The following is a 22,137-nucleotide window of genomic DNA, read 5'->3' as shown; positions in this document are numbered from 1 at the left end:
CAATGGCGCCACTCGCCCTCGACGCCGTGCTGCTCGACGCGGCGGCGCGGCACCCGGACCGGCCGCTGTACGCCTTCGCGGAGCTGGACCGCCCGGTCACGTACGCCGAGTTCGCCGAGCTGGCGGGCCGGGGGGCCGCCGTGCTGGCCGCCCACGGCATCGGCCGCGGTGACCGGATCGCGGTGTGGTCGGAGAACAGCCTCGCCTGGCTGACGCTGCTCGCCGCGGCAGCCTGGCGCGGCGCGGCGCTGGTCACCCTGCACCCCGGTCTGACCGGGGCGGAGTTGGCCGAGGCGGTGGCCCGCGCCCGTCCGCGCCGGCTGTTCGTGGCCGGTCGGATCCGCGACCGGGACGCGGTCGCCGAGGCGAACGCCGCACTGACCGGTGCGCCGTACGCGCCGGACGGCATCCACCTGCTCGGTGACGACGGCGGCCGCCAGGCGCTGGCGGGCCTGCCCGGCTGGGCCGACCCGACGCCGGAACCGGTAGGTGACGCCGACGCGGTGCTGAACATCCAGTTCACCTCGGGCTCCACCGGCCCGGCGAAGATGGTGACGTTGAGCGGCCGCAACCTGGTGCGCAATGCGCAGTGGACGGCTCAGGCGGCCGGGCTGCACGCCGGCGACGTCCTCGCCTCGCCGCTGCCGTTGGCGCACGCCGCCGGGCTGAGCAGCGGCGCGGTGCTCGCACTTGTCACCGGGGCGCTGTGGGTGTCGACCCGCCGGTTCCGTTCCGAGACGGTGCTGGACCTGATCGAGCGGCACCGCTGCACCGTGCTGCAGGCCGTCCCGACGATGGCCACGATGATCGCCGATCGGGTGCAGGCCGAGCCGCGGCGGTGGGACATCTCCTCGCTGCGCGTCGGTTTCCTCGGCGGCGCGCCGTGCCCGCCCGCACTGCGGGAGCGGACCGTACGCGTGCTGGGCCTGGACCGGGCGGCCGTCATCTACGGCCAGACCGAGGCAGGTCCCACGATCAGCGTCGACCCGGGCGACGGCAGCTGTGCCCCGGTCGGGCTGACCGTCGGGCGGATCGTGCCCGACCTCGACGCGGTCGTGGTGCAACCCGGCACCCGGCACCCGGTGCCGTCGGGTGAGGCCGGGGAGCTGCTGGTGCGCGGCGAGTCGGTCACCTCCGGCTACCTGGACGACCCCGCCGCCACCGCCGCCGCCCTGACCGACGACGGTTGGCTGCGCACCGGCGACCTCGGCGCGCTCAGCTCCGAGCGGGTGTTCACGCTCACCGGCCGGGTCAAGGAACTCATCATCCGTGGCGGCGAGAACGTCAGTCCGGCCGAGGTGGAGGCCGTGCTCTGCGAACACGACACCGTCGGTCAGGCCTGCGTGCTCGGTGTGCCGTCGGCGCGCTGGGGTGAGGAGGTCGGTGCGCTGCTGATCGCCGCGCCCGGCGCACGGCTCGACATCGACGACGTGCTCGCCGCGGTGGCCGGGCGACTGGCCCGGCACAAGCTGCCCACCCGGGTACGCGTGGTCGCCGACCTGCCGCTGCTGCCGTCCGGCAAGGTCGACCGACGCGCCGCGCTGACACTGTTCGAGGGGGAGAACTGATGCAGCTGGGGTCGTGCTTTCTCGATTCGCTGACGGTCACCAGCTTCTTCGGCAACGCCGAGATGCGCGGGGTGTTCAACGACCGGCAGCTGATGCAGTCCTGGCTGGACGTGGAGGCCGCGCTGGCCCGTGGGCAGGCGTCGCTGGGGATCATTCCGCAGGCCGCCGCGGATGCCATCTCGGCGACGGCCCGGCTGGAGAAGCTGGACGCGGCGGCCCTGGCCGCCGATGCCGAGGACACCGTGCACCCGCTGGTGCCGCTGGTGCGTGCCCTGACCGCGGCCTGTCCGGGTGACGCGGGGCGTTACGTGCACCTGGGCGCCACCACGCAGGACGTGATGGACACCGGCTTCGTCCTGCGGGCGCGGGCCGGCCTGGACATCGTCGGCCGACAGCTCGACGAGTTGGTACGGCTGTTGCGGCGGTTGGCGCTGCGGCACCGCAGCACCCCGATGCCGGCACGCACGCACGGCCAGCAGGCGTTGCCGACGACGTTCGGGCTGCGGCTGGCGGCGTGGCAGAGCGAGTTGCAGCGTCACCGTGCCCGGCTGCGGGAGATGCGCGCCCGGCTGCTGGTGACGAGCATGGGTGGGGCGGCGGGCACCATGGCCGGGTACGGGCCGCAGGCGTTCGCGCTGGAGCGGGCTGTCGCCGAGGAGTTGGGTCTGGGGGTGGCGGACACCCCCTGGCATGCCACCTCCGACCGGTTCGCCGAGTGTCTGATGGTGCTGGGCCTGGTGGCGTCCAGCGGCGAGAAGCTGGCTCGGGAGGTCTACTTCCTGGGTCGTACCGAGGTCGGCGAGGCGTACGAGCCGCAGCGGGCGACCCAGGTGGGCAGCAGCACCATGCCGCACAAACGCAACCCGATCCGCTGCGAGGCGGTGATCGCGGCGGCCAGCACGCTGCGGGCGCAGGTGCCGTTGGCGCTGCAGACGATGGTCGCGCAGGACGACCGGGACATGGGCGTCGGCATGACGCTGTGGAAGCTGCTGCCGGAGTGTTTCATCCTCATCGGTGGTGTCCTGGAACGCCTGGTGGAGGTCTTCGGTGACCTGGGCGTGAATCCGGACCGGATGCGCGCCAACCTCGACATCACCGGTGGGCTGGTGCTGTCGGAGGCGGTGATGTTGCGGCTGGCCGGCCCGTTGGGTCGTGAGCAGGCGCACCACCTGGTGATGCGGGTGGTGCGCGACAGCCTGGAACAGGGTCGCCCGTTCGCCGAGGTGCTGCGCGGTGACCCGGAGGTCGCCGCCGCCCTGTCCGGCGGGGACATCGCCGAACTGCTCGATCCGCTGTCGTACGTCGGTCACGCGGCCGCCCTGGTGGACCGCGCCCTGCTCACCTCGGAGTCGCCCTGATGAACGAACCGTCCGTGTTGCTGGAGCGGGCCGGTCGGCTGGCCCGGATCACGCTGAACCGCCCGCACCGGCGCAACAGCTTCGACCTGGCGATGCTGGCCCGGTTCGAGGACGTGCTGCACGAGGTGGGCCGCGACTCCGAGGTGGAGGTGCTGGTGCTCACCGGCGCCGGGTCGGCGTTCTGCGCCGGCACCGACCTCGACGAGCTGGCCACCCTGGACGCGACGACGACCATGCACGTGCAGCGCCGTACGGCCGAAGTGGTGGAGCGCTGGTACCGGATGGAGCAGACCACGGTGACCGCGTTCAACGGCCCGGCGATCGGCTCCGGGGCGGTGCTCGGTCTCGCCGCCGACCTGCGGGTGGCCGCCGACAGCTGCTTCTTCACCTTCCCCGAGGTCACCTTCGGTATCCCGCTGACCTGGAGCGGCATGGCGATCCTGGCCGATCTGGTCGGCGCGGACCGGGCGAAGCGCTGGCTGCTGCTGGGCGATCGGATCACCCCGGCCGAGATGCTGCGGCACGACCTGGTCACCGCGGCGGTGCCGGCGGACGAGCTGGGCGCGGCGTGTGACGCGGTCATCGAGCGGCTGCTGGCCGTCTCGCCGGTGGGCCGGTCGATGACGAAGCGTGCCGCCCGGCTGGCCGGGCCGAGGTTCGAGGCCGCCGCCAACGACTCCTATCTGGGGGCGTTGAGCGTCGCGTTGCGGCCGGCGGGCGCCTATCCGAAGGGCGGGAAGTCGTGAAGGTGTACCAGTTGCTGGCGGACACGCTTGTCGCCCAAGGCGTCGACACGGTGTTCGGCCTGCTCGGCGACGCGAACATGTTCCTCGTCAGCGACCTGGTGGCCCGGCACGGGGTGCGGTTCGTGGCGGCCCGCAACGAGAACGCCGCGGTGATGATGGCCGACGGGTACGCCCGCGCGACCGGCCGCTGCCCGGTGGCCACGGTGACGCAGGGTCCGGGGCTGGCCGTGGCCGGTGCCGCGCTGACCATCGCCCGCCAGGCGCGTACGCCGCTGGTGCTGGTGGCGGGTGACACCCCGCCCGGCGACCCGGGGCACGTGCAGAGCTTCCCGCAGCAGCCGTTCGCGTTGGCCACGGCGGGTGAGATGGTGCCGGTGGTGGCTGCGGCGAACGTGGCCCGTGACGTCGCCACGGCGTTCCGGCTGGCCCGCTCGGCTCCTGGGCCGGTGGTGTTGAACGTGCCGATCGACCTGCAGAACGACGACGTCGCGGACGACGTGCCGGCGCCGGTCGCCGTGGCGGCTACCCGCCGGCCGGGGCCGCCGGCGGCGCACCCGGACGACGTGGCGATGCTCGCCGCGCTGCTGCAGCAGGCCGAACGGCCGGTGGTGCTGGCCGGGCGGGGCGCGGAGGCGGCTGCGGCGGCGGTACGGGAGTTGGCGGATCGCAGCGGGGCGGTGCTGGCCACCACGCTGATGGCCGGAGGTCTCTTCGCCGACCATCCGTACTGTCTGGGGGTGGCGGGTGGTCTGGCCCGGCCGCTGGCCCGGCGGGTTTTGGGTGAGGCGGACCTGGTGGTGGCGTTCGGTGCCGGGCTCAACCGGTGGACCGCGGACCACGGCCGGCTGTTCGGCCAGGCCACTGTGGTGTGCGTCGACATCGACCCGGCGGCGTTGGGTGACCGTTGGCCGGTGGACGTGCCGGTGGTGGGCGACGCGGAGACGGTCGCTTCGGCGGTGTCGGCGGTGTCGGCGGTGCTACCGGTGATCCCACGGCCGCAGTGGCGGTCGGCGGAGCTGGCGCGGGAGGTGGCGGCGGCCGACGCGTTCGCCGGGCTGCAACCGTTGCAGGCGGCGGACCGGATCGACCCGAGGGCGTTCATCCGGGTCTGCGCCCGCAGACTGCCGCCACAACGCACCACGGTGGTGGGGGTGGGGCACTTCGGCGGCTGGCCGAACCTGTTGCTGGATTCACCGGCGACGGACCGGGCGCTGATCGCCCCGTGGGAGTTCGGCAGCATCGGCGTGGGGCTGCCGTTCGCGGTGGGTGCCGCGGTGGGCCGCCCGGACCGGCCGGTGGTGGCGTTCGAGGGTGACGGCAGTCTGTTCACCGGGCTCGGTGAGCTGGACACCCTGGCCCGTACGGGCGCGGCGGTGCTGTTGATCGTCCTGGACGACTCGGCGTACGGGGCGGAGGTGCGCAAGCTGCGTCCGCGTGGGGTGGATCCGGCGCTGGCCCGCTTCCCCGACCGTGACCTCGCTGCGGTGGCTCGGGCGCTGGGTGTGCCGGCGTGGACGGTGACGGACGAGGCCAGTGCCGACGCCGCGTTCGACGCGGTGCTGCCGGTCACCGGCCCCGCCCTGCTGCACGTGCGGGTGCACCCGGACGCCGTGCAGGAACACTTCTGAGCCGGTCAGTCCCCCCAGACCGCACCCACGCCATGACCCAGCTGACGCGACAGCTCGTTCGCCGTGCGGACGGCGGCGGCGGCCAGTTCGGCGACGCGGGTCTCGTCGAGGCGGAAGATCGGCCCGGAGATGCTGATCGCGGCGGTGACCTGGCCGAGCCGGTCGCGTACCGGCGCGGCGACGACCCGCAGGCCCTCTTCGCTCTCCTCGTCGTTGAGCGCCCATCCCTGCTCGCGGACCTGGTGCATCCGCTTGGCGAAGGTGTCCAGGTCGGTGATGGTGTTCGGGGTCAGCGGTGTGAACTGGGTGTCGGCGAACATGGCGCGGATCTGCTCGTCGTCGAGGTCGAGCAGCAGCGCCTTGCCGGCTGCGCTGCACCACAGCGGGATGCGCCGGCCGAGGCGGGAGACGAGCTGCACGTTGCGGGTGCCGCGCTCGATGTAGATCGACAGGGCATCCAGCTCGTCGCGGATGGACAGGTTGACCGACTCGCCCTCGTCCTGGGCGAGCTGGTGCAGCAGTGGCCGGGCCAGGGCGTGCATGTCGAGCCCTTCGAGGAAGCAGGCGCCCAACTCGAAGACGGTGACCCCGAGCCGGTACGCGCCGGTCTCCTCGTTGCGTTGCAGGAAGCCGGTGTCGGCGAGCGCCCGGAACAACCGGCTGGCCGTCGACTTGTGCAGTCCCAGCTCGCGACTGACGTCGCTGACCTTGCGTTCGACGCCGCCACTGCGGAAGGCCAGCAGCACGCTGAGCGCGCGGTCGAGCGCCTGGGTGCCCGATTCCCGGGCGGCCGGTCCCTCCGCAGCTGGGGACGGTCCTGCGACCTGCGACATCTTGCTTCCCACCTTCTCGGTTGCTAGTGTTTCACAATATAAACCACGGACCACATTATGGTCCATGCACGGGACCACATGGTCCGTGTGAGGTCAAAGCCAAACCACTCGTCATCACGAGTCGGAACCCATGAGGCGTCGCATGACCAAGACGTTGAACCCGATCGACCTCGAGATCGTGACCGAAGGTCTCATCTCGATCGTGCGCGAGATGCGCCAGACGATCTTCCGCACCGCGCACTCCCCCGTCATCGCCGATGCGCAGGACTTCTCCTGCGCGTTGTTCGACCCGCAGGGTCAGATGGTGGCCCAGGGCCGGGACATGCCAGGGCACGTCATCGCCATGCCGGCTTCCGTCGCCGAGATCTTCGCCGACTTCGCCGACGAGATGCGCCCCGGCGACCTGTACATCGTCAACGATCCGTACCGGGGCGGCAGTCACCTCAACGACGTCACACTGATCACCCCGGTCTTCGTCGACGGCGAGTTGTTCCTCTTCCCCTGCGTGCGCATGCACTGGGCCGACATCGGCGGGATGACTCCCGGCAGCGTCTCCGGGCAGGCCACCGAGATCCTTCAGGAGGGGTTGCGCATCCCGCCGATCAAGCTGATCGAGCAGGGCCGCCCCAACGCCGCCGCGTACGCCATCCTCTTCGCCAACGTGCGGATGGCCGACGAGCGCCGCGGTGACCTGGAGAGCTGCATCGCCGCCTGCTTCACCGCCGAGCGGCGACTGCGCGAACTCGTCGGCCGCTACGGCGCGCCACTGCTGCTCGACAGCGTGGCCGCCAACATGGACCGCACCGAGCAGCGGCTGCGCGACCGCATCCGGCAACTGCCCGACGGTGTCTACCGCTACGAGGACTACCTCGACCTCTACACCGACGGGCGGTACGACCCCGCGCTGGTGCGCTGCGTGCTCACCATCGACGGCGACGAGATCGACGCCGACTTCCGGGGCTCGTCCACGCAGGTCGCCGCCGTGGTCAACTCCTCGCGGGCGATGACCGTCGCCGGCGTCTTCATCGCCGTCAAGAGCGCGCTGGACCCCGGCGGCCTGGTCAACCACGGCGCCTTCCGGCCGCTGCGGGTGCACACCGAGCCGGGCACCGTCGTGCACGTCGCCTACCCCGCGCCCGCCAACGCGCACAGCGAGGTACGCAAGCGGGTCATCTCCGCGGTCATGGCCACGCTGAGTCAGGTCGCGCCCGACCTCATCGCAGCCGACCAATTCGGAACCACCTTCCAGAACCTCATCGGCGGCGTGGACCAACGCACCGGCCGGTCCTACCTGTACTACGACTACCCCGCAGGTGGCAACGGCGGCTTCCTCGAATCCGACGGTCCGAGCGCGATGAACCCCGTCGACCTCGGCGACATCTCCACCATCCAGTCCGTCGAACGGCTGGAGACGGAGATCCCGATCGTCGTCGACGCCTCCGAGCTGCGACTCGGCTCATGCGGCGACGGGGCACGCCGGGGCGGGCTGGGCAGCCGACGCGAAACCCGGCTGCTCGCCAGCAACGGGGCGTACTCGGTGCAGACCGACCGCACCACCGTGCCGCCGTACGGTCTGCACCGTGGTGGCCCCGGTGCCCCCACCGTGACGTTCGTGCGCCGCGCCGACGGCGAACGGGTCGACTTCGACACCCCCGGCAAGGTCGCCGGCTTCGCGATGCGCAGCGGCGACGTGCTCGTCATGGAGTCCGCAGGTGGCGGCGGCTGGGGCGATCCGCTCGAGCGTGAACCCGCCGCCGTCGCCGACGACGTGACGCAGGGCTACCTGGACGCCGACGACGCGCAGCACCGCTACGGCCTGCGGTTCGACGCCGACGGCCGGGTCGACGCCGCCGCGACCGCAGCAGCCCGGCAGGAACTGCGCCGCCGGCGCACCTGGCTGCGGGTCGGCACCACCGACCGGCAGCCGTACACCGGGGAGCGTGGCCGGCGACGGCTCGCCTACGTGGGTCCGGGCACCGGCCTGGCCGACGGCGCCCTCGTGGAGATCCACGGCCCGCACCCCGCGCCCCTGCGGGCCTGGGTCCGGCACGACCCGGACCTGACCGACGACCAACTGGCCCTCGACGACGACGGGCTGCAGATCCTCGGCGCCGAACCCGACGAGCGCACGTTCGTGCGGGTGCTGGCCGACCGGGGCACGACCGGGGAGGGACCGGCATGAGCAGAGTCTTCCGCGTGCCCGTGGCACCCGCCCGTTCGGGCGGTGCCCGCCGCTACGACACCACCGAACGACCTTCGGCGGAGCCGACGCCCGCCCGCGCCGGCATCGTCGCCGGGGTGCTGAGCCCGCACCCGCCGCACCTGATCTACGCGGAGAACCCGCCGCAGAACGAGCCGCGGTCCACCGGCGGCTGGGAGGTGCTGCGCTGGGCGTACGAGCGGCTGCGCAAGCGCATCCGCGAGGTGCACCGCCCCGATGTGCTGATCGTGCACGCTCCGCACTGGATCACGATGGTCGGTCACCACGTCAACTGCGTGCCCAACCCGCGCGGTGTCTCCGTCGAGCCGATCTTCCCGCACCTGTTCCGGTACTCCTACGACTTCCGTACCGATGTGGAGCTGGGCGAGGCCATCGCCGACGAGGCCACCGACCTGGGCCTGGTCACCCGCAAGCTGCACGACCCCCGGGTGCGGGTGGACTACGCCACCATCGGCGCGTTGCACCTGGTCAACCCGGCCTGGGACATCCCGGTGGTGTCGTTGTCGGCAAACAACAACCCGTACTTCTACTCCGAGGCGTCGCTGGAGGAGATGGAGGTGCTGGGCGAGGCGACCCGACGGGCCGTCGAGCGGACCGGCCGCCGGGCCGTGCTGCTGGCCTCCAACTCCCTGTCCCACCTGCACTGGCACGAGGAGCCGGAGCTGCCGGAGGACATGGAACGCGAGCACCCGTACAACAACCACCAGTACCGCTGGGACATGAAGCTGCTGGAGGCGATCCGCCGGGGGCCGACCGCGCCGCTGCGCGAGCTGATCACCGAGCACATCGAGGCGACCGCGTCGGAGACCAAGGCGGGCAGCCTGACCTGGATGTTGGCCGCGATGGGCTGGCCGCAGGTGCCCGGCGACGTCATGGGCTACGGAACGATCATCGGCACCGGCAACGCGGTCGTCGAGTGGACGCCCGAAGGAGGACACCGTGGCTGACACCGGCATCGTCGCCGGGGCGCTGCTGCCCGGCATGCCGCACCTGCTGGCCGAGAAGCCCGCGCAGTGCTGGGCCGACCTGGCTGCCGCCGCCCGGGAGGTGGGCGATCGGTTGCGTCGCCTCAAGCCCGACGTGGTGCTGCTGCTGTCCACCCAGTGGTTCACCGTCCTGGGCCACCAGTTCCAGTGCGACCCGAACCCGCGCGGCGAGCACGTCGACGAGAACTGGTACGCCTACGACTACGGCGAGCTCCGCTACGACCTGCGCTTCGACGTGCCGTTCACCGAGCGGTGGACCGATCACGTGAACAAGGCCGGCATGCAGGCCCGGCGTACCCGCTACGACGGCTTTCCGATCGACACCGGCACCATCGTCACCTCGGCGCTGCTCGACCCGGACCGCGAGCTGCGCTGGGCGCAGGTGTCCTGCAACCTGTACGCCGACGCGCAGACCCTCGCCGACGTCGGTGCGGCCGGTGCCGCCGCGGCCCGCGAGGCCGGCGTCCGTGCCGCCGTCGTCGTGGTCACCGGCATGTCGTCCGGCCTGATCCAGCAGTGGATCGAGCCGCACGACGATCACGTCAGCGACCCCGGGCACGACCGCTGGAACCGGCGGGTGCTGGACCTGCTGACCGCCGGCAAGGTCGACGAGGTGTTGAAGATCCGCGAGGACTTCGCCCGGCAGGCGCAGGCCGACAGCCAGTTCCGCGCGCTGGCGTTCGCCGCCGGCGCCGGAGCGACGGCCGGTCCGGCGCAGCTGCACGCATACGGACCGCTCTGGGGCACCGGCGGTGCCGTCCTGTCCTGGAACCTGCCCTGAACATCGGAAAAGGAGAACCCATGCGGAACATGGCTGCCGGCTTCGTCGAGGCCGAGGGCTACACCGCCATCTTCGACGCGGTCGACGCGATGGTGAAGGCCACCGAGGTCGAGGTGACCCGCGTCGTGCGCCTCGGCGGCGGCATCGTCGCCGTCGCCCTGCGCGGCGACCTGGCCACCGTCGAGGAGGCCGTCGACATCGGCGAGGAAACCGCCAAGGCCAAGAGCCGGAAGGTGCGTTCCATCGTCTTCGCCAGCCCCTGTGACGCGGTGTCGGCGCTCGCCGTCGACCCTCGCCTCGTCGGCAACTGACCCGGTAAGGAGAACAACACATGCCTTCTGACATCGCCATCGGCATCGTCGAGACCCGGGGCGTGGTGGCCCTGTCCGCCGGGATCGAAGCCATGATCAAGACTGCGGACGTACGCTGCATCGCCGTGGAGCGGGTGACCAGCGGTTACCTTGCCGCCGCCGTGCAGGGCACCCTCGCCGCCGTCCGGCAGGCCGTGGCCGCCGGCGAGGCCGCCATCCGGCAGCACGGCGAGCTGCGCAGCTCGCAGGTGTACCCCAAGCCGCATCCCACCACGGCGGCGCTGCTGGAGGACCCGGAGGCCGCCCGCATCCGCGAGGTCATGGCAAGCCTGCGGGGAGACGGCTGATGATTCTCGGTGAGGTCGTCGCCAAGGTCTGGCCGGACAAGATCCTGCCCACGTTGCAGGGCCGCCGGCTGGTGCTGGTCCGGCCCCGCAGCGAGGGGCCCGACCTGGTCGCGATCGACCCGCTCAACGTCGGCGTCGGCACCGTCGTGCTGATCGCCACCGACGAGGCGGCAGCCGCGGCCACGGGCGAGCCGACGGCCGACGCGGCCGTCGTGGCGCTCGTCGCTGACTCCACCACCGAACGATAGGGAACCAAGCCCATGACATCCGGGCGTACCACCCGTTGGCCGAGCGGCCTGATCGACGGGCGCCGCAGCGGCGACCTGCTGCTACCGAACTACGTCGGCGGTGAGTTCGTCACCGGCGGCACCTCGTTCGCCAAGGTGTCGCCGGTGACCGGTGAGACGCTGCTGCACGTCGCCGAGGCCGACCAGGCCACCGTGGACGCCGCGGTGACCGCCGCACGGGCCGCGCTGCGCGGCCCGTGGGGTGCCATGGGCGAGGGCGAGCGGGCCGCGGTGCTGCGCCGGGTCGCCGACGAGTTGGAACGCCGTTTCGACGACCTCGTCGCCGCCGAGGTCGCCGACACCGGCAAGTCGGTGGCCCAGGCCCGCACCCTGGACATCCCACGCGGTGCGGCGAACTTCCGGACGTTCGCCGACATCATCACGGCCACCCCGACGGAGTCGTTCACCACCGTCACCGCGAGCGGTGGGCGGGCGCTGAACTACGCGGTCCGCAAGCCGGTCGGCGTGGTGGCGATCATCGTGCCGTGGAACCTGCCGCTGCTGCTGCTGACCTGGAAGGTGGCACCGGCCCTGGCCTGCGGCAACGCGGTGGTCGTCAAGCCCAGCGAGGAGACGCCGTCGTCGGCGACCGTGCTGGCCGAGGTGATGGCCGCCGCCGGCGTACCCGACGGGGTGTTCAACCTGGTGCACGGCTTCGGTCCCGGCTCGGCGGGTGAGGCGCTCACCCGCCATCCGGGGGTGGACGCGATCACCTTCACCGGCGAGTCCGCCACCGGCTCGGCCATCATGCGTGCCGCGGCCGACGGGGTGAAGGCGGTGTCGTTCGAGCTGGGCGGCAAGAACGCCGGGCTGGTCTTCGCCGACGCCGATCTGGACGCGGCCGTCGAAGGCTCGGTGCGGTCCAGCTTCACCAACGGTGGTCAGGTCTGCCTGTGCACCGAACGGATCTACGTGCAGCGGCCGGTCTTCGAGGAGTTCGCGGCCCGGTTGGCGAAGCGGGCCGAGGAGCTGGCGTTCGGTTGGCCGTCCGAGCCGGCGACGATGACGATGCCGCTGATCTCGGCCAAGCACCGGGAGAAGGTGCTCGGCCACTACGAGCTGGCCCGCGCCGAGGGGGCCACCGTGCTGGCCGGCGGTGGCGTGCCGGTGTTCGGCGACGACCGCGACAGCGGCTCGTACGTGCAGCCCACCGTTCTGACCGGGTTGGGGCGGCACGCCCGCACCATGCGGGAGGAGATCTTCGGTCCGGTCTGCCACATCGCGCCGTTCGACGACGAGGACGAGGCGTTCGCGCTGGCCAACGACAGCGAGTACGGCCTGGCCGCCACGGTGTGGACCCGCGACGTGGGTCGGGCGCACCGGGCCGGGGCACGGCTGGACGCCGGGCTGGTCTGGGTGAACACGTGGTTCCTGCGGGATCTGCGCACCCCGTTCGGTGGGGTGAAGGCGTCCGGCGTGGGACGCGAGGGCGGCACCCATTCGCTGCACTTCTACTCCGAACTCACAAACGTCTGCGTGGACCTCGGATGAGCGCCGACATCAAGGGCGCGGCCGCGGCGCTGCGCCAGGCGTACGCCAGCGGAGTGGCCTGTGAGCCGTTGCGCGACGACCTGCTGCCGGCCGGTGACCTGACCGCCGCGTACGCCGTGCAGCAGGCCCAGGTCAGTGACTGGCTGGCCGAGGGTCGCCGGCTGGTCGGGGCGAAGGTGGGCCTGACCTCGCGGGCGGTGCAGGAGGCGTTCGGGGTCTTCCAACCCGACTTCGGTGTCCTCTTCGCCGACATGGCCGTCCCCGACGGCGCCGAGATCGACCCGCGGACCCTGTTGCAGCCGCGCGTCGAGGCGGAGGTCGCCTTCGTCCTCGGCCGCGACCTGCCCTACGACCAGGTCACCGTCGCCGACGTGGTGCGGGCCACCGATCACCTGCTGCCCGCCATCGAGATCGTCGACTCGCGGATCGCGAACTGGGACATCTCCATCGTGGACACGGTGGCCGACAACGCCTCCAGCGGCAGGTACGTGCTCGGCACCAGTCCGCGCCGGCTGGGCGAGGTCGACCTGCGGCTCTGCGGTGCCGTGCTGGAGCAGGGTGGCGAGCCCGTCTCCGTCGGGGCCGGGGCGGCGTGCCTGGGCAACCCGTTGCACGCCGTCGCCTGGCTGGCCGGGACTCTGGCCGCGAACGGTCGGCCGCTGCGGGCCGGGGACACCGTGTTGTCCGGCGCGCTCGGCCCGATGGTGGCGGTGACTCCGGGCGCGGCGTACGAGGCCCGTATCTCCGGCCTGGGCAGCGTCCGGGCCTGCTTCTCGAAAGGTGGCTCGTGAGCGCGAGGAGTGAGCCGGTCTTGCGAGCCCCGCAGTCGAGAACGAAAGGTGGCTCCGTGAGCGCGAGGAGTGAGCCGGTTTTGCGAGCCCCGCAGTCGAGAACGAAAGGTGGCGCGTCATGAGCACCGGCGTGGCGGTGATCGGTTCCGGCAACATCGGCACCGACCTGATGATCAAGGTGTTGCGGCTGTCGGAGTCGCTGCGGATGGTGGCGATGGTCGGCATCGACCCGGACTCCGACGGTCTGGCCCGGGCCCGTCGGCTCGGTGTGGCCACCACCGCCGCAGGTGTCGACGGGCTCGTCGCGATGCCGGAGTTCGCCGACGTCGGGATCGTCTTCGACGCCACAAGCGCGGGCGCGCACCGGCACAACGACGCGGTGCTGCGCGCCCACGGCCGCCGGGTCGTCGACCTGACCCCGGCCGCCATCGGCCCGTACGTGGTGCCGCCGGTGAACCTCGACGCCCACCTGGGCGAGCGCAACGTCAACATGGTCACCTGCGGCGGGCAGGCGACCGTGCCGATCGTCGCCGCGGTACGCCGGGTCACGCCGGTGGCGTACGGCGAGATCGTCGCCTCGATCTCCTCCCGTTCGGCCGGTCCGGGCACCCGCGCCAACATCGACGAGTTCACCGAGACCACCGCCCGGGCCATCGAGGTGGTCGGCGGGGCGGGCCGCGGCAAGGCGGTGATCGTGCTGAATCCGGCGGAGCCACCGCTGCTGATGCGCGACACGGTCTACTGCCTGTGCCCCGATCCGGACGCCGACCGCGACGCGATCGCGGCGTCGGTGGAGGCGATGGTGGCGGCGGTGCAGCAGTACGTGCCCGGCTACCGGCTCAAGCAGCAGGTGCAGTTCACCGAGGTGGACACGTACGTGCCGGCGCTCGGCGGGCACTTCGTCGGCATTCAGGTCTCCGTGTTCCTGGAGGTCTCCGGTGCCGGCCACTACCTGCCCGCGTACGCGGGCAACCTGGACATCATGACAAGCGCCGCGCTGCGTACGGCCGAACGGATGGTCTCGTCGTGACCGATCTCTACATCCAGGACGTGACGCTGCGCGATGGCATGCACGCCATCGGGCACCGCTACACCGTGGACCAGGTGCGGACCATCGCTGCGGCGTTGGACGCCGCCGGGGTGGCCGCGATCGAGGTGGCGCACGGTGACGGGTTGGCCGGGTCGAGTGTCAACTACGGCCACGGTGCGGCAAGCGACGCCGAGTGGATCGCGGCGGCGGCCGAGGTGATGACGAACGCGAAGCTGACCACCCTGCTGCTGCCCGGTATCGGCACCATCGCCGACCTGAAGGCGGCCAAGGCCCTCGGGGTGACGAGTGTGCGGATCGCCACGCACTGCACCGAGGCGGACATCTCCGCGCAGCACATCTCCTGGGCGCGGGACAACGGCATGGACGTGTCCGGGTTCCTGATGATGTCGCACATGTTCGACCCGGCCGGACTGGCCGCGCAGGCCAAGTTGATGGAGTCGTACGGGGCGCACTGCGTCTACGTCACCGACTCCGGTGGCCGGCTGACCATGGCGGACGTGGCGCAGCGCGCGGACGCGTACCGGCAGGTGCTCGATCCGACGACGGAGATCGGCATCCACGCGCACCACAACCTGTCACTCGGGGTGGCCAACAGCCTCGTCGCGGTCGAGCACGGGGTGCGCCGGGTGGACGCCTCACTGGCCGGGATGGGTGCCGGGGCGGGCAACGCGCCGCTGGAGGTCTTCGTCGCGGTGGCCGAGCTGAACGGCTGGAAGCACGGTTGTGACGTGTTCGCGCTGATGGACGCCGCCGAGGATCTGGTGCGTCCGTTGCAGGACCGGCCGGTGCGGGTGGACCGGGAGACGTTGTCGCTCGGTTTCGCCGGGGTCTACTCGTCGTTCCTGCGGCACGCGGAGAGCGCCGCCGGGCGGTACGGGGTGGACGTGCGCACCATCCTGCTGGAGTTGGGTCGCCGCAAGATGGTCGGCGGCCAGGAGGACATGATCGTCGACGTGGCGCTGGACCTGGTCCGGGACGCCGGGAAGGACCCGCAGTGATCGACACTATCGCCGCCCGGCTGGACGAGGCCGCCGTGACGCGGACCGCGCTCGCCCAGTTCGGTGCCGACGCCGGCCTCGACGTGGCCACCGCGTACCAGGTGCAGGACGCCCTGGTGGCACGCCGGGTGGGCCGTGGTGAGGCGGTGGTCGGGGTGAAGCTGGGCCTGACCAGCCGGGCGAAGATGACCCAGATGGGCGTCGACGAGGTGATCTGGGGTCGGCTCACCGACGCGATGCACATCTGTGACGGCGGCACCGTCGACCTGTCCGGACACATCCATCCGAAGGTCGAGCCGGAGGTGGCGTTCCTCGTCGAGGGTGGCGCGATCGCCGCCGTCGCCCCCGCCGTCGAGCTCATCGACTCCCGGTACCGGGACTTCCGGTTCACCCTGGCCGAGGTGATCGCCGACAACACCTCCGCATCCGGCTTCGTCGTCGGGCCGTGGCAGCCGGTGCCCGACAACGTGGACAACCTCGGCGTGCTGCTGGAGGTCGACGGTCGGGTCGCGCAGGTCGGCTCGACCGCGGCGATCCTCGGCGACCCGCGCCGCGCCCTGCCCGAGGCGGCCCGCCTCGCCGGGGAACTGCGCGACGGTTGGGTGCTGCTGGCCGGCGCGGCGACCGCCGCGGTGCCCCTGACGCCGGGCGCGCACGTGCGGGTCACCGTCGAGCAGCTCGGCACCGTCTCGCTGCGGGCCTCGGCATGAGCGGGGCTCGGGTCGTCGCCGGCAAGGCCGTGCCGCGTGGCCGGTTCCCGCACGTCAAGGTCGCGGGCGGGTTCGCCTTCGTCTCCGGTACGAGCAGCCGCCGTCCCGACAACACGATCGCCGGTGCGACGGTGGACGCGCTGGGTACCACCTCGTTGGACATCGAGGTGCAGACCCGCGCGGTGATCGAGAACATGCGCGACATCCTGCGCGAGGTGGGCGCGGACCTGTCCGATCTGGTGCAGGTGACCACGTACCTGGTCAGCATGAACGACTTCGGCGGCTACAACCGGGTGTACGCCGAACTCTTCGACGAGACCGGGCCGACGCGTACCACCGTGGCGGTGCACCAGTTGCCGCACCCGCACCTGCTGATCGAGATGCAGGGGATCGCGCTGCTGCCGGTCGACTGAGGCCACGTCTGCTGGGAGCGATACCAGGCAGGGTGAGAATTCCGCCCAGTCGATGGCTACACTCACCGCAGCGCCGGAACCGCCCGCAGACTTCACCCGGCGTTGTTCCTCATTGAATGGAGACGCCTGTGACCCGCGACAAGGCGGCACCCCCTGGCATCGACACCAGCATTCCCAGCGTCGCCCGGGTCTACGACTTCTTTCTCGGCGGCAAGGACAACTTCGAGGTCGACCGAAAGGTCGCCGAACACGCCCTGCGGATCACCCCGGACGGGCCGGCAGCCGGCCAGGCGAACCGGGCCTTTCTGCGTCGGGTGATTCGCTTCCTTGTCACCGAGGCCGGCATCGACCAGTTCCTCGACATCGGATCAGGGCTGCCCACCCAGGGCAACGTGCACGAGGTCGCCACCGAGCACAACCCGAAGGCCCGGGTGGTGTATGTGGACAATGACCCGATCGTTCTGGCGCACGGGCGGGCCCTGCTCGCCGAGGAGGGCACGGCGACGGTGATCCAGGCGGATGTCCGGGCACCGCAGGAGATTCTCAACAATCCGGAGGTACGTCGGTTCCTCGATTTCGACCGGCCGATCGGGTTGTTGCTTTTCGCGATCCTGCACCACGTCGGCGACGACGAGCAGCCCCGAGCGTTGGCAGCCGAGTTGATCGACGCGCTGCCGTCCGGCAGCTACGTGGCGATTTCCCACTTCCGGGACCCGGGTGAGCGTGATCCGGAGGGCTCCCGCAAGGCGCGCGAGGTCGAACGGGTCTTCAACGAGTCGCTGGGCACCGGCCGTTGGCGCACCGACGAGGAGATCCTCGCCTTCGCCGATGGGCTGACGGTGCTGGAGCCGGGGCTGGTGCCGCTGGCCGAGTGGCGTCCGGAGTCAGGCACGCCAACTCCACAGCAGACCGACACCTATCACACCTTCGTCGGGCTCCTCGCCCGCAAACCATAGGCTTCGGCCACCCGAGTCCGTCGGCGGGACGTGTGTCCTGCCGACGGACTTCCCGCGCCGGTCACCGGCGGCGCAGAACGGATCCCGCGTGGTGCAGGACGTCCCCGTCGGGTGCCGAAAACCTGTCGCGGCGCGTGCTGGTGTCCACCTAGTCTCGGATTCGCCATGTCGACCACGGTAGGTTCGTCGTCGGTGGGCAGCCTGGTCCTGGTACTCCTAGGAAGGGCTCGGCCTGCGGCTCGTCCGGCGAATCGGATGCCGCCGGTGCTACCGTGGTCACGCAGGATCTGGCCCTGGATGGTCAGCGAATCAGGGAGACGAGACATGCAGGGAGACGACGACATCTCCGGGTGAGACCGGACATGTGATCGGCCGTCCGGCCCGCGCCCGTGAGTGCCGGTGCCGTGGACGGTTGTCGTTTCTTCCAGACCGTGTCCCCCCTGTCGGGCGGCTGAGGTCCGCCTGCCCTCACATCCGAGGTTCTGTCCCGATGTCCGATTCTTTCGTCGTCTGCTCGAACCTGAGCTTTTCCTGGCCGGATGACACCCCGGTCTTCCAGGACCTGTCCTTCACGATCGGTGCCGGCCGTACCGGGTTGGTCGCGCCGAACGGTGCCGGCAAGAGCACCCTGCTGCGGCTGCTCGCCGGCGAGTACCGACCCACCGCCGGGTCCGTCTCGACCCAGGGGGTACTGGGCTATCTCCCGCAGACCCTGCCGCTGGTCGGTGACCGCACCGTGGCCGAGGTGCTGGAGATCGCTCCGCTGATCGGGGCACTGCATGCCATCGAGTCCGGGGACGCCGACGAGGAGCACTTCACCACGATCGGCAACGACTGGGACATCGAGGAGCGGACCCGTGCGCAGTTGGACCGGCTCGGCCTCGGTGACCTGGCCTTCGATCGGCGTCTGGACACGCTCAGCGGCGGGCAGGTCGTCTCCCTCGGTCTGGCCGCGCAGTTGTTGAAGCGGCCCGACGTGCTGCTGTTGGACGAGCCGACGAACAATCTCGACATCGAGGCCCGGCACAAGCTCGCCGAGGTGCTGGAGCAGTGGACCGGCTGTCTGCTGCTGGTCAGCCACGACCGGGCGCTGCTGGACCGGATGGACCGGATCGCCGAACTGGACCGCGGCGATCTTCGGTTCTACGGCGGCAACTTCACCGCGTACGAGGCAGCGGTGCGCGCCGCGCAGGAGGTGGCGGAGAAGAACGTCCGCAACGCCGAGCAGGAACTCAAGCGGGAGAAGCGGGAGTTGCAGGAGGCCCGCGAGCGGGCGGCGCGGCGGGCCGGCAACGCCTCGCGCAACCTCAAGAACGCGGGCCTGCCGAAGATCTTCGCCGGCACGCTGAAACGCAACGCCCAGGAGTCGGCGGGCAGGGCGGACGAGCTGCATTCCGCGCGGGTCAGCGAGGCGAAGGCCCGGCTCGACGAGGCAGGGCAGGCGCTGCGCAACGAGCAGAAGCTCTCCTTGGAACTGCCCGGCACCCAGGTGCCGGCCGGCCGCACGTTGCTGGCCGCTGAACGGATGCAGGTCCGCTACGGTGGGCGGCCGGTCTTCGCCGACGACGGCGTCGACCTGACGATCCGGGGCCCGGAGCGGATCGCGTTGCTCGGTGCCAACGGTGCCGGCAAGTCCACGTTGCTACGCCTGGTCACCGGCACTCTGGAGCCCGAGGGTGGCCAGATCAGACGGGCGGACGGCCGGATCGCGTACCTGTCGCAGCGGCTGGACCTGCTGGATCCGGAGCGTACGGTGGCGGAGAACCTGGCGGTGTTCGCGCCGCAGGCGCCGGAGGCGCGGCGGATGCACCTGCTCGCCCGTTTCCTGTTCCGGGGCGCCCGAGCGCAGCTGCCGGTCGGGGTGCTCTCCGGTGGCGAGCGGCTGCGTGCCACTCTGGCCTGTGTCCTGGGCGCGGAGCCGGCACCGCAGCTCCTGCTGCTCGACGAGCCGACCAACAATCTCGACCTGGTCAGCGTCGGTCAGTTGGAGAGTGCGCTCAACGCCTATCGGGGTGCGCTGTTGGTGGTAAGCCACGACGAGCGGTTCCTCGCGGAGATCAAGGTCAGCCGCTGGCTGCGGCTCGCCGAGGGACGTCTGCTGGAGACCGGTCCCCCACCAGCCGACTGATGTCGTCGTCAGCGTCCTTTCCCCTGCCGGTGTCGGCAGCGCCAGCGCTGCCGTCGGCCACCGCCGTATCGGGACTTCTCCTCGGCCACGGTGACGACGGTGGCGAAGGCGGTCGTGAAGGGCTGTCCCAGGGCCGGTGGCAGGGGGGTCCTGCTGACGCAGCGTCGCAGCCGGGGCAGGGTCTGCCTGCCCCGCGCCGCGTCGAGCAGGGCCGCGTACATCGCCGAGGTGCCGTGGAAGACGGTGACCTCCTCGCGGAGCATGAGCTCCAGTGCCGCCGGGCCGGTGAATCGGCTCAGCAGCACCAGGGTCGCCCCGGCGGCGAAGGTGCCGGTCAGTGCGACGTCCTGGCCGAAGCGGCCACCCAGTGGCAGGCAGCTGAGCACCACGTCGCCGTCGTCCGGGTCGGTCGCGGTCCGGCCGGCCGGGTCGTCGTCGGTGTCCGGGTCCGCAGCGGCGCCGCCGGGTGCGGGGTCGCTGAGGTCTTCCAGCCGGGGTACGCCGGACGGGCCGCGGGTCGGTCCGACGGTGACCAGCGGTACGCCGGCCCGGGCGCTGACCCACTGCCCGGCGGCCAGTTGTGAGGTGTGGCAGACGAGCAGTCGCGCGCCGCGCAGCAGGTGAACCGTCTGCGGGCTGGTCGGCGCGCCGATCGGCACGGCGTGCGCACCGGCGGCGAGGGCGGCGTAGTAGACCCGGGGAAAGTCGACCACGTTCGGTGCGAGCAGGGCCACCGTGTCGCCGGCGCGTACCCCTGCGGCACGTAGCCCGGCGCCGTAGCAGCGGGCCTCCCACCACAGTTCGGCGTACGTGACGCGGACCCGTCCGTCGACGACGGCGACGGTGTCGGCGTGCCGGCGGGCGGAGCCGGCCAGCACGGTCGCCGGGGAGAGCGTGGTCATCGGGGCGGGTCGGTGTACAGCCGGCTCACCGTCTCGGCCACGCAGACCGGCTTGTCACCGCCGTCGTTGTGCACCGTCACCGTGGCGACCAGCTGCGCCCCGCCGTCGAACGGGGTGACCTGGTCGATGGTGGCGACGACCCGTACCGCGCTGCCGACGCGTACCGGTGCGGGAAAGCGGACCCGGTTGAGGCCGTAGTTGATGCCCATCCGCACCCCGTCGACCCGGTACAGCTGGCCGACCAGGGCCGGTATCAGGGAGAGCGTCAGGTAGCCGTGGGCGATGGTGCCGCCGTACGGTCCGGCTGCCGCCCGTTCCTGGTCGAGGTGGATCCACTGGTGGTCGTCGGTGGCGTCGGCGAACAGCTCGACCCGACGTTTGTCGACCGGGAACCACGGGCCGGGGCCGAGCGGCTCGCCGACCGCGCCGGCCAACTCGTCGATGCTGGCGAAGGTCCTCATCCCAGGTGTCCTCCGAGTTTCGTGTAGCCGCGCAGCAGGTCGCGGGAGATGATCAGTCGTTGCATCTCGTCGGTGCCCTCGAAGATCCGGTACAGCCGCACCTGCCGGTACCAGCGTTCGATCGGCAGTTCGCGGGTGTAGCCCATCCCGCCGTGGATCTGCATGACCCGGTCGACCACCCGGTTGACCATGCCGGCGCCGTAGAGCTTCGCCATGGAGGAGGCGTGCCGGGGGTCCATTCCGGCGTCGACCGTCCAGGCGGCCCGCAGGATGAGCCAGCGGGCGGCTTCCAGCTCGGTCTCCGAGTCGGCGATCATCCACTGGATGGCCTGGTTGGTGCCGATCTTGGTGCCGAAGGTCTCCCGGGTGTTGGCGTGATCGATGGCCATCCGCAGTGCCCGTTCGGCGATGCCGACGGCGTGTGAGGGGATGGTGTAGCGGCCCTTGCCGATCCACTGCATGGCCAGCGCGAACCCCTGGCCCTCCTCGCCGAGGATGTTGCGGTGCGGTACGCGTACGTCGTCGAAGAACAGCGACGCCGGGCCGCCCTCGCCCATGGTGGGGATGAACTCCGACCGCCAGCCCATCGACCGGTCCACCAGGAAGGCGGTCGCCCCGCCGTTGCGGGCGCCCCGCTCGGGGTCGGTGACGGCGATGACGATGGCGAAGTCGGCCTCGTTGCCGCCGGTGATGAAGGTCTTCTCGCCGTTGAGGATCCAGTCGTCGCCGTCGCGTCGGGCGCGGAAGCGGATGTTGGCGGCGTCCGAGCCGGCCCCCGGCTCGGTGATGGCGAAGCAGGAGTTGCGGTCACCGGCGATGGTGGGCAGCAGGAACTCCTGCCGCTGCTCCTCGGTGGCGTAGAAGAGGATGTTGTCGGCCTCGCCACCGAAGCGGAACGGCACGAAGGTGCGGCCGATCTCGGTCCAGATCAGCGACTGCATGACGGCGGGCAGGTCCATGCCGCCGTACTCCTGCGGCGTGGCCAGGCCCCAGAAGCCGAACTTCTTGGCCTTGAGCTGCAACTCGCGCAGCTCGGAGGGTTCCAGGCCGGGCTGGTGGGCCCGTTCCCGGCGCAGCAGTTCCTGCTCCAGCGGCATGACCTCGCGGGTGATGAAGTCGCGGGCGGTGTCGCGGATGGCCCGTTCCTCGTCGGACAGCCCGAAGTCCATG

22 protein-coding genes are annotated in these 22,137 nt (G+C 71.4%); 18 read left to right on the top strand and 4 right to left on the bottom strand.

Translation table 11 applies throughout. The features are described 5' to 3' along the window. The first annotated feature begins 2 nt into the window (after positions 1 to 2). From VAB18032_RS13120 to VAB18032_RS13105, 4 genes are read left to right on the top strand one after another with little or no spacing between them, the layout of a single operon-like run. Positions 3 to 1,568, top strand: coding sequence for a class I adenylate-forming enzyme family protein (locus tag VAB18032_RS13120; protein ID WP_013733328.1), 1,566 nt, complete (start codon positions 3 to 5; stop codon positions 1,566 to 1,568). Then, positions 1,568 to 2,926, top strand: a complete 1,359-nt coding sequence (purB, locus tag VAB18032_RS13115) for an adenylosuccinate lyase (RefSeq protein WP_013733327.1) — start codon at positions 1,568 to 1,570, stop codon at positions 2,924 to 2,926. Before VAB18032_RS13120 ends, purB begins: the two co-directional genes overlap by 1 nt. Further along, positions 2,926 to 3,672, top strand: coding sequence for an enoyl-CoA hydratase/isomerase family protein (locus VAB18032_RS13110; RefSeq protein ID WP_013733326.1), 747 nt, complete (start codon positions 2,926 to 2,928; stop codon positions 3,670 to 3,672). The genes purB and VAB18032_RS13110 overlap by 1 nt, the downstream gene beginning before the upstream one ends. Continuing rightward, on the top strand, positions 3,669 to 5,300 hold the full coding sequence (locus VAB18032_RS13105; RefSeq protein ID WP_013733325.1) for a thiamine pyrophosphate-binding protein: 1,632 nt from the start codon (positions 3,669 to 3,671) through the stop codon (positions 5,298 to 5,300). The genes VAB18032_RS13110 and VAB18032_RS13105 overlap by 4 nt, the downstream gene beginning before the upstream one ends. A 5-nt stretch (positions 5,301 to 5,305) precedes the next feature. Here the strand turns inward: VAB18032_RS13105 and VAB18032_RS13100 are convergent, their stop codons facing one another. After that, entirely contained in the window at positions 5,306 to 6,133 is an 828-nt protein-coding gene (locus VAB18032_RS13100) for an IclR family transcriptional regulator (RefSeq protein WP_013733324.1), read from the bottom strand. Between the two features lie 142 nt (positions 6,134 to 6,275). Between VAB18032_RS13100 and VAB18032_RS13095 the strand changes: the two genes are divergently transcribed. The 14 genes from VAB18032_RS13095 to abc-f all read left to right on the top strand — a co-directional run bounded on the left by VAB18032_RS13095 (position 6,276) and on the right by abc-f (position 19,604). Further along, positions 6,276 to 8,315: a hydantoinase B/oxoprolinase family protein gene (locus tag VAB18032_RS13095; protein ID WP_013733323.1), complete on the top strand. Its 2,040-nt coding sequence runs from the start codon at positions 6,276 to 6,278 to the stop codon at positions 8,313 to 8,315. Then, entirely contained in the window at positions 8,312 to 9,301 is a 990-nt protein-coding gene (locus VAB18032_RS13090) for a DODA-type extradiol aromatic ring-opening family dioxygenase (protein WP_013733322.1), read from the top strand. The genes VAB18032_RS13095 and VAB18032_RS13090 overlap by 4 nt, the downstream gene beginning before the upstream one ends. Next, positions 9,294 to 10,121, top strand: a complete 828-nt coding sequence (locus tag VAB18032_RS13085; RefSeq protein ID WP_013733321.1) for a DODA-type extradiol aromatic ring-opening family dioxygenase — start codon at positions 9,294 to 9,296, stop codon at positions 10,119 to 10,121. The genes VAB18032_RS13090 and VAB18032_RS13085 overlap by 8 nt, the downstream gene beginning before the upstream one ends. A gap of 20 nt (positions 10,122 to 10,141) precedes the next feature. Further along, complete coding sequence (locus tag VAB18032_RS13080; RefSeq protein WP_013733320.1) at positions 10,142 to 10,432, top strand: BMC domain-containing protein; 291 nt, start codon at positions 10,142 to 10,144, stop codon at positions 10,430 to 10,432. 20 nt (positions 10,433 to 10,452) lie between these two features. Next, complete coding sequence (locus VAB18032_RS13075) at positions 10,453 to 10,779, top strand: BMC domain-containing protein (protein WP_013733319.1); 327 nt, start codon at positions 10,453 to 10,455, stop codon at positions 10,777 to 10,779. Beyond that, on the top strand, positions 10,779 to 11,027 hold the full coding sequence (locus VAB18032_RS13070; RefSeq protein ID WP_013733318.1) for a EutN/CcmL family microcompartment protein: 249 nt from the start codon (positions 10,779 to 10,781) through the stop codon (positions 11,025 to 11,027). Before VAB18032_RS13075 ends, VAB18032_RS13070 begins: the two co-directional genes overlap by 1 nt. A gap of 12 nt (positions 11,028 to 11,039) precedes the next feature. Continuing rightward, a complete protein-coding gene (locus tag VAB18032_RS13065; protein ID WP_013733317.1) occupies positions 11,040 to 12,557 on the top strand; it encodes a 2-hydroxymuconic semialdehyde dehydrogenase in 1,518 nt (505 codons plus the stop codon). Next, positions 12,554 to 13,348: a 2-keto-4-pentenoate hydratase gene (locus tag VAB18032_RS13060; RefSeq protein WP_013733316.1), complete on the top strand. Its 795-nt coding sequence runs from the start codon at positions 12,554 to 12,556 to the stop codon at positions 13,346 to 13,348. Before VAB18032_RS13065 ends, VAB18032_RS13060 begins: the two co-directional genes overlap by 4 nt. A gap of 118 nt (positions 13,349 to 13,466) precedes the next feature. Beyond that, positions 13,467 to 14,378, top strand: a complete 912-nt coding sequence (locus tag VAB18032_RS13055) for an acetaldehyde dehydrogenase (acetylating) (protein ID WP_013733315.1) — start codon at positions 13,467 to 13,469, stop codon at positions 14,376 to 14,378. After that, entirely contained in the window at positions 14,375 to 15,397 is a 1,023-nt protein-coding gene (gene dmpG, locus VAB18032_RS13050; RefSeq protein WP_013733314.1) for a 4-hydroxy-2-oxovalerate aldolase, read from the top strand. Before VAB18032_RS13055 ends, dmpG begins: the two co-directional genes overlap by 4 nt. Then, positions 15,394 to 16,107, top strand: coding sequence for a 2-keto-4-pentenoate hydratase (locus VAB18032_RS13045; RefSeq protein ID WP_013733313.1), 714 nt, complete (start codon positions 15,394 to 15,396; stop codon positions 16,105 to 16,107). Before dmpG ends, VAB18032_RS13045 begins: the two co-directional genes overlap by 4 nt. Next, the gene (locus VAB18032_RS13040; RefSeq protein WP_013733312.1) at positions 16,104 to 16,520 is read left to right on the top strand and encodes a RidA family protein; all 417 of its coding nucleotides are present in this window, start codon (positions 16,104 to 16,106) and stop codon (positions 16,518 to 16,520) included. Before VAB18032_RS13045 ends, VAB18032_RS13040 begins: the two co-directional genes overlap by 4 nt. Before the next feature lie 128 nt (positions 16,521 to 16,648). Further along, positions 16,649 to 17,476: an SAM-dependent methyltransferase gene (locus VAB18032_RS13035; RefSeq protein WP_013733311.1), complete on the top strand. Its 828-nt coding sequence runs from the start codon at positions 16,649 to 16,651 to the stop codon at positions 17,474 to 17,476. Between the two features lie 490 nt (positions 17,477 to 17,966). Next, on the top strand, positions 17,967 to 19,604 hold the full coding sequence (gene abc-f / locus VAB18032_RS13030; RefSeq protein WP_013733310.1) for a ribosomal protection-like ABC-F family protein: 1,638 nt from the start codon (positions 17,967 to 17,969) through the stop codon (positions 19,602 to 19,604). A gap of 8 nt (positions 19,605 to 19,612) precedes the next feature. On the opposite strand, the gene VAB18032_RS13025 is transcribed toward abc-f, so the two are convergent. Genes VAB18032_RS13025 through VAB18032_RS13015 form a run of 3 tightly spaced genes read right to left on the bottom strand, consistent with a single transcriptional unit; the run spans position 19,613 to position 22,136 of the window. Further along, positions 19,613 to 20,506, bottom strand: a complete 894-nt coding sequence (locus VAB18032_RS13025; RefSeq protein ID WP_013733309.1) for an AMP-binding protein — start codon at positions 20,504 to 20,506, stop codon at positions 19,613 to 19,615. Then, on the bottom strand, positions 20,503 to 20,967 hold the full coding sequence (locus VAB18032_RS13020; protein WP_013733308.1) for a MaoC family dehydratase: 465 nt from the start codon (positions 20,965 to 20,967) through the stop codon (positions 20,503 to 20,505). The genes VAB18032_RS13025 and VAB18032_RS13020 overlap by 4 nt, the downstream gene beginning before the upstream one ends. Next, on the bottom strand, positions 20,964 to 22,136 hold the full coding sequence (locus tag VAB18032_RS13015; protein WP_013733307.1) for an acyl-CoA dehydrogenase family protein: 1,173 nt from the start codon (positions 22,134 to 22,136) through the stop codon (positions 20,964 to 20,966). Before VAB18032_RS13015 ends, VAB18032_RS13020 begins: the two co-directional genes overlap by 4 nt. Position 22,137 lies beyond the last annotated feature (1 nt).

Origin of the sequence: Micromonospora maris AB-18-032 (assembly GCF_000204155.1) — a bacterium.
In the GTDB taxonomy this organism is placed as follows: Bacteria; Actinomycetota; Actinomycetes; order Mycobacteriales; family Micromonosporaceae; genus Micromonospora; species Micromonospora gifhornensis.
Note: the sequence above shows the minus strand (reverse complement) of the source record. Positions and strands in the feature narration are given on the sequence as shown.

Coding starts and splice junctions, on each gene's coding strand:
- VAB18032_RS13095 (WP_013733323.1), top strand. CDS start 6,276: ATGACCAAGACGTTGAACCCGATCGACCTCGAGATCGTGACCGAAGGT.
- VAB18032_RS13040 (WP_013733312.1), top strand. CDS start 16,104: ATGAGCGGGGCTCGGGTCGTCGCCGGCAAGGCCGTGCCGCGTGGCCGG.
- VAB18032_RS13055 (WP_013733315.1), top strand. CDS start 13,467: ATGAGCACCGGCGTGGCGGTGATCGGTTCCGGCAACATCGGCACCGAC.
- VAB18032_RS13120 (WP_013733328.1), top strand. CDS start 3: ATGGCGCCACTCGCCCTCGACGCCGTGCTGCTCGACGCGGCGGCGCGG.
- VAB18032_RS13110 (WP_013733326.1), top strand. CDS start 2,926: ATGAACGAACCGTCCGTGTTGCTGGAGCGGGCCGGTCGGCTGGCCCGG.
- purB (WP_013733327.1), top strand. CDS start 1,568: ATGCAGCTGGGGTCGTGCTTTCTCGATTCGCTGACGGTCACCAGCTTC.
- VAB18032_RS13020 (WP_013733308.1), bottom strand. CDS start 20,967: ATGAGGACCTTCGCCAGCATCGACGAGTTGGCCGGCGCGGTCGGCGAG.
- VAB18032_RS13080 (WP_013733320.1), top strand. CDS start 10,142: ATGCGGAACATGGCTGCCGGCTTCGTCGAGGCCGAGGGCTACACCGCC.
- VAB18032_RS13015 (WP_013733307.1), bottom strand. CDS start 22,136: ATGGACTTCGGGCTGTCCGACGAGGAACGGGCCATCCGCGACACCGCC.
- VAB18032_RS13065 (WP_013733317.1), top strand. CDS start 11,040: ATGACATCCGGGCGTACCACCCGTTGGCCGAGCGGCCTGATCGACGGG.
- abc-f (WP_013733310.1), top strand. CDS start 17,967: ATGTCCGATTCTTTCGTCGTCTGCTCGAACCTGAGCTTTTCCTGGCCG.
- VAB18032_RS13070 (WP_013733318.1), top strand. CDS start 10,779: ATGATTCTCGGTGAGGTCGTCGCCAAGGTCTGGCCGGACAAGATCCTG.
- VAB18032_RS13075 (WP_013733319.1), top strand. CDS start 10,453: ATGCCTTCTGACATCGCCATCGGCATCGTCGAGACCCGGGGCGTGGTG.
- VAB18032_RS13090 (WP_013733322.1), top strand. CDS start 8,312: ATGAGCAGAGTCTTCCGCGTGCCCGTGGCACCCGCCCGTTCGGGCGGT.
- VAB18032_RS13060 (WP_013733316.1), top strand. CDS start 12,554: ATGAGCGCCGACATCAAGGGCGCGGCCGCGGCGCTGCGCCAGGCGTAC.
- VAB18032_RS13100 (WP_013733324.1), bottom strand. CDS start 6,133: ATGTCGCAGGTCGCAGGACCGTCCCCAGCTGCGGAGGGACCGGCCGCC.
- VAB18032_RS13025 (WP_013733309.1), bottom strand. CDS start 20,506: ATGACCACGCTCTCCCCGGCGACCGTGCTGGCCGGCTCCGCCCGCCGG.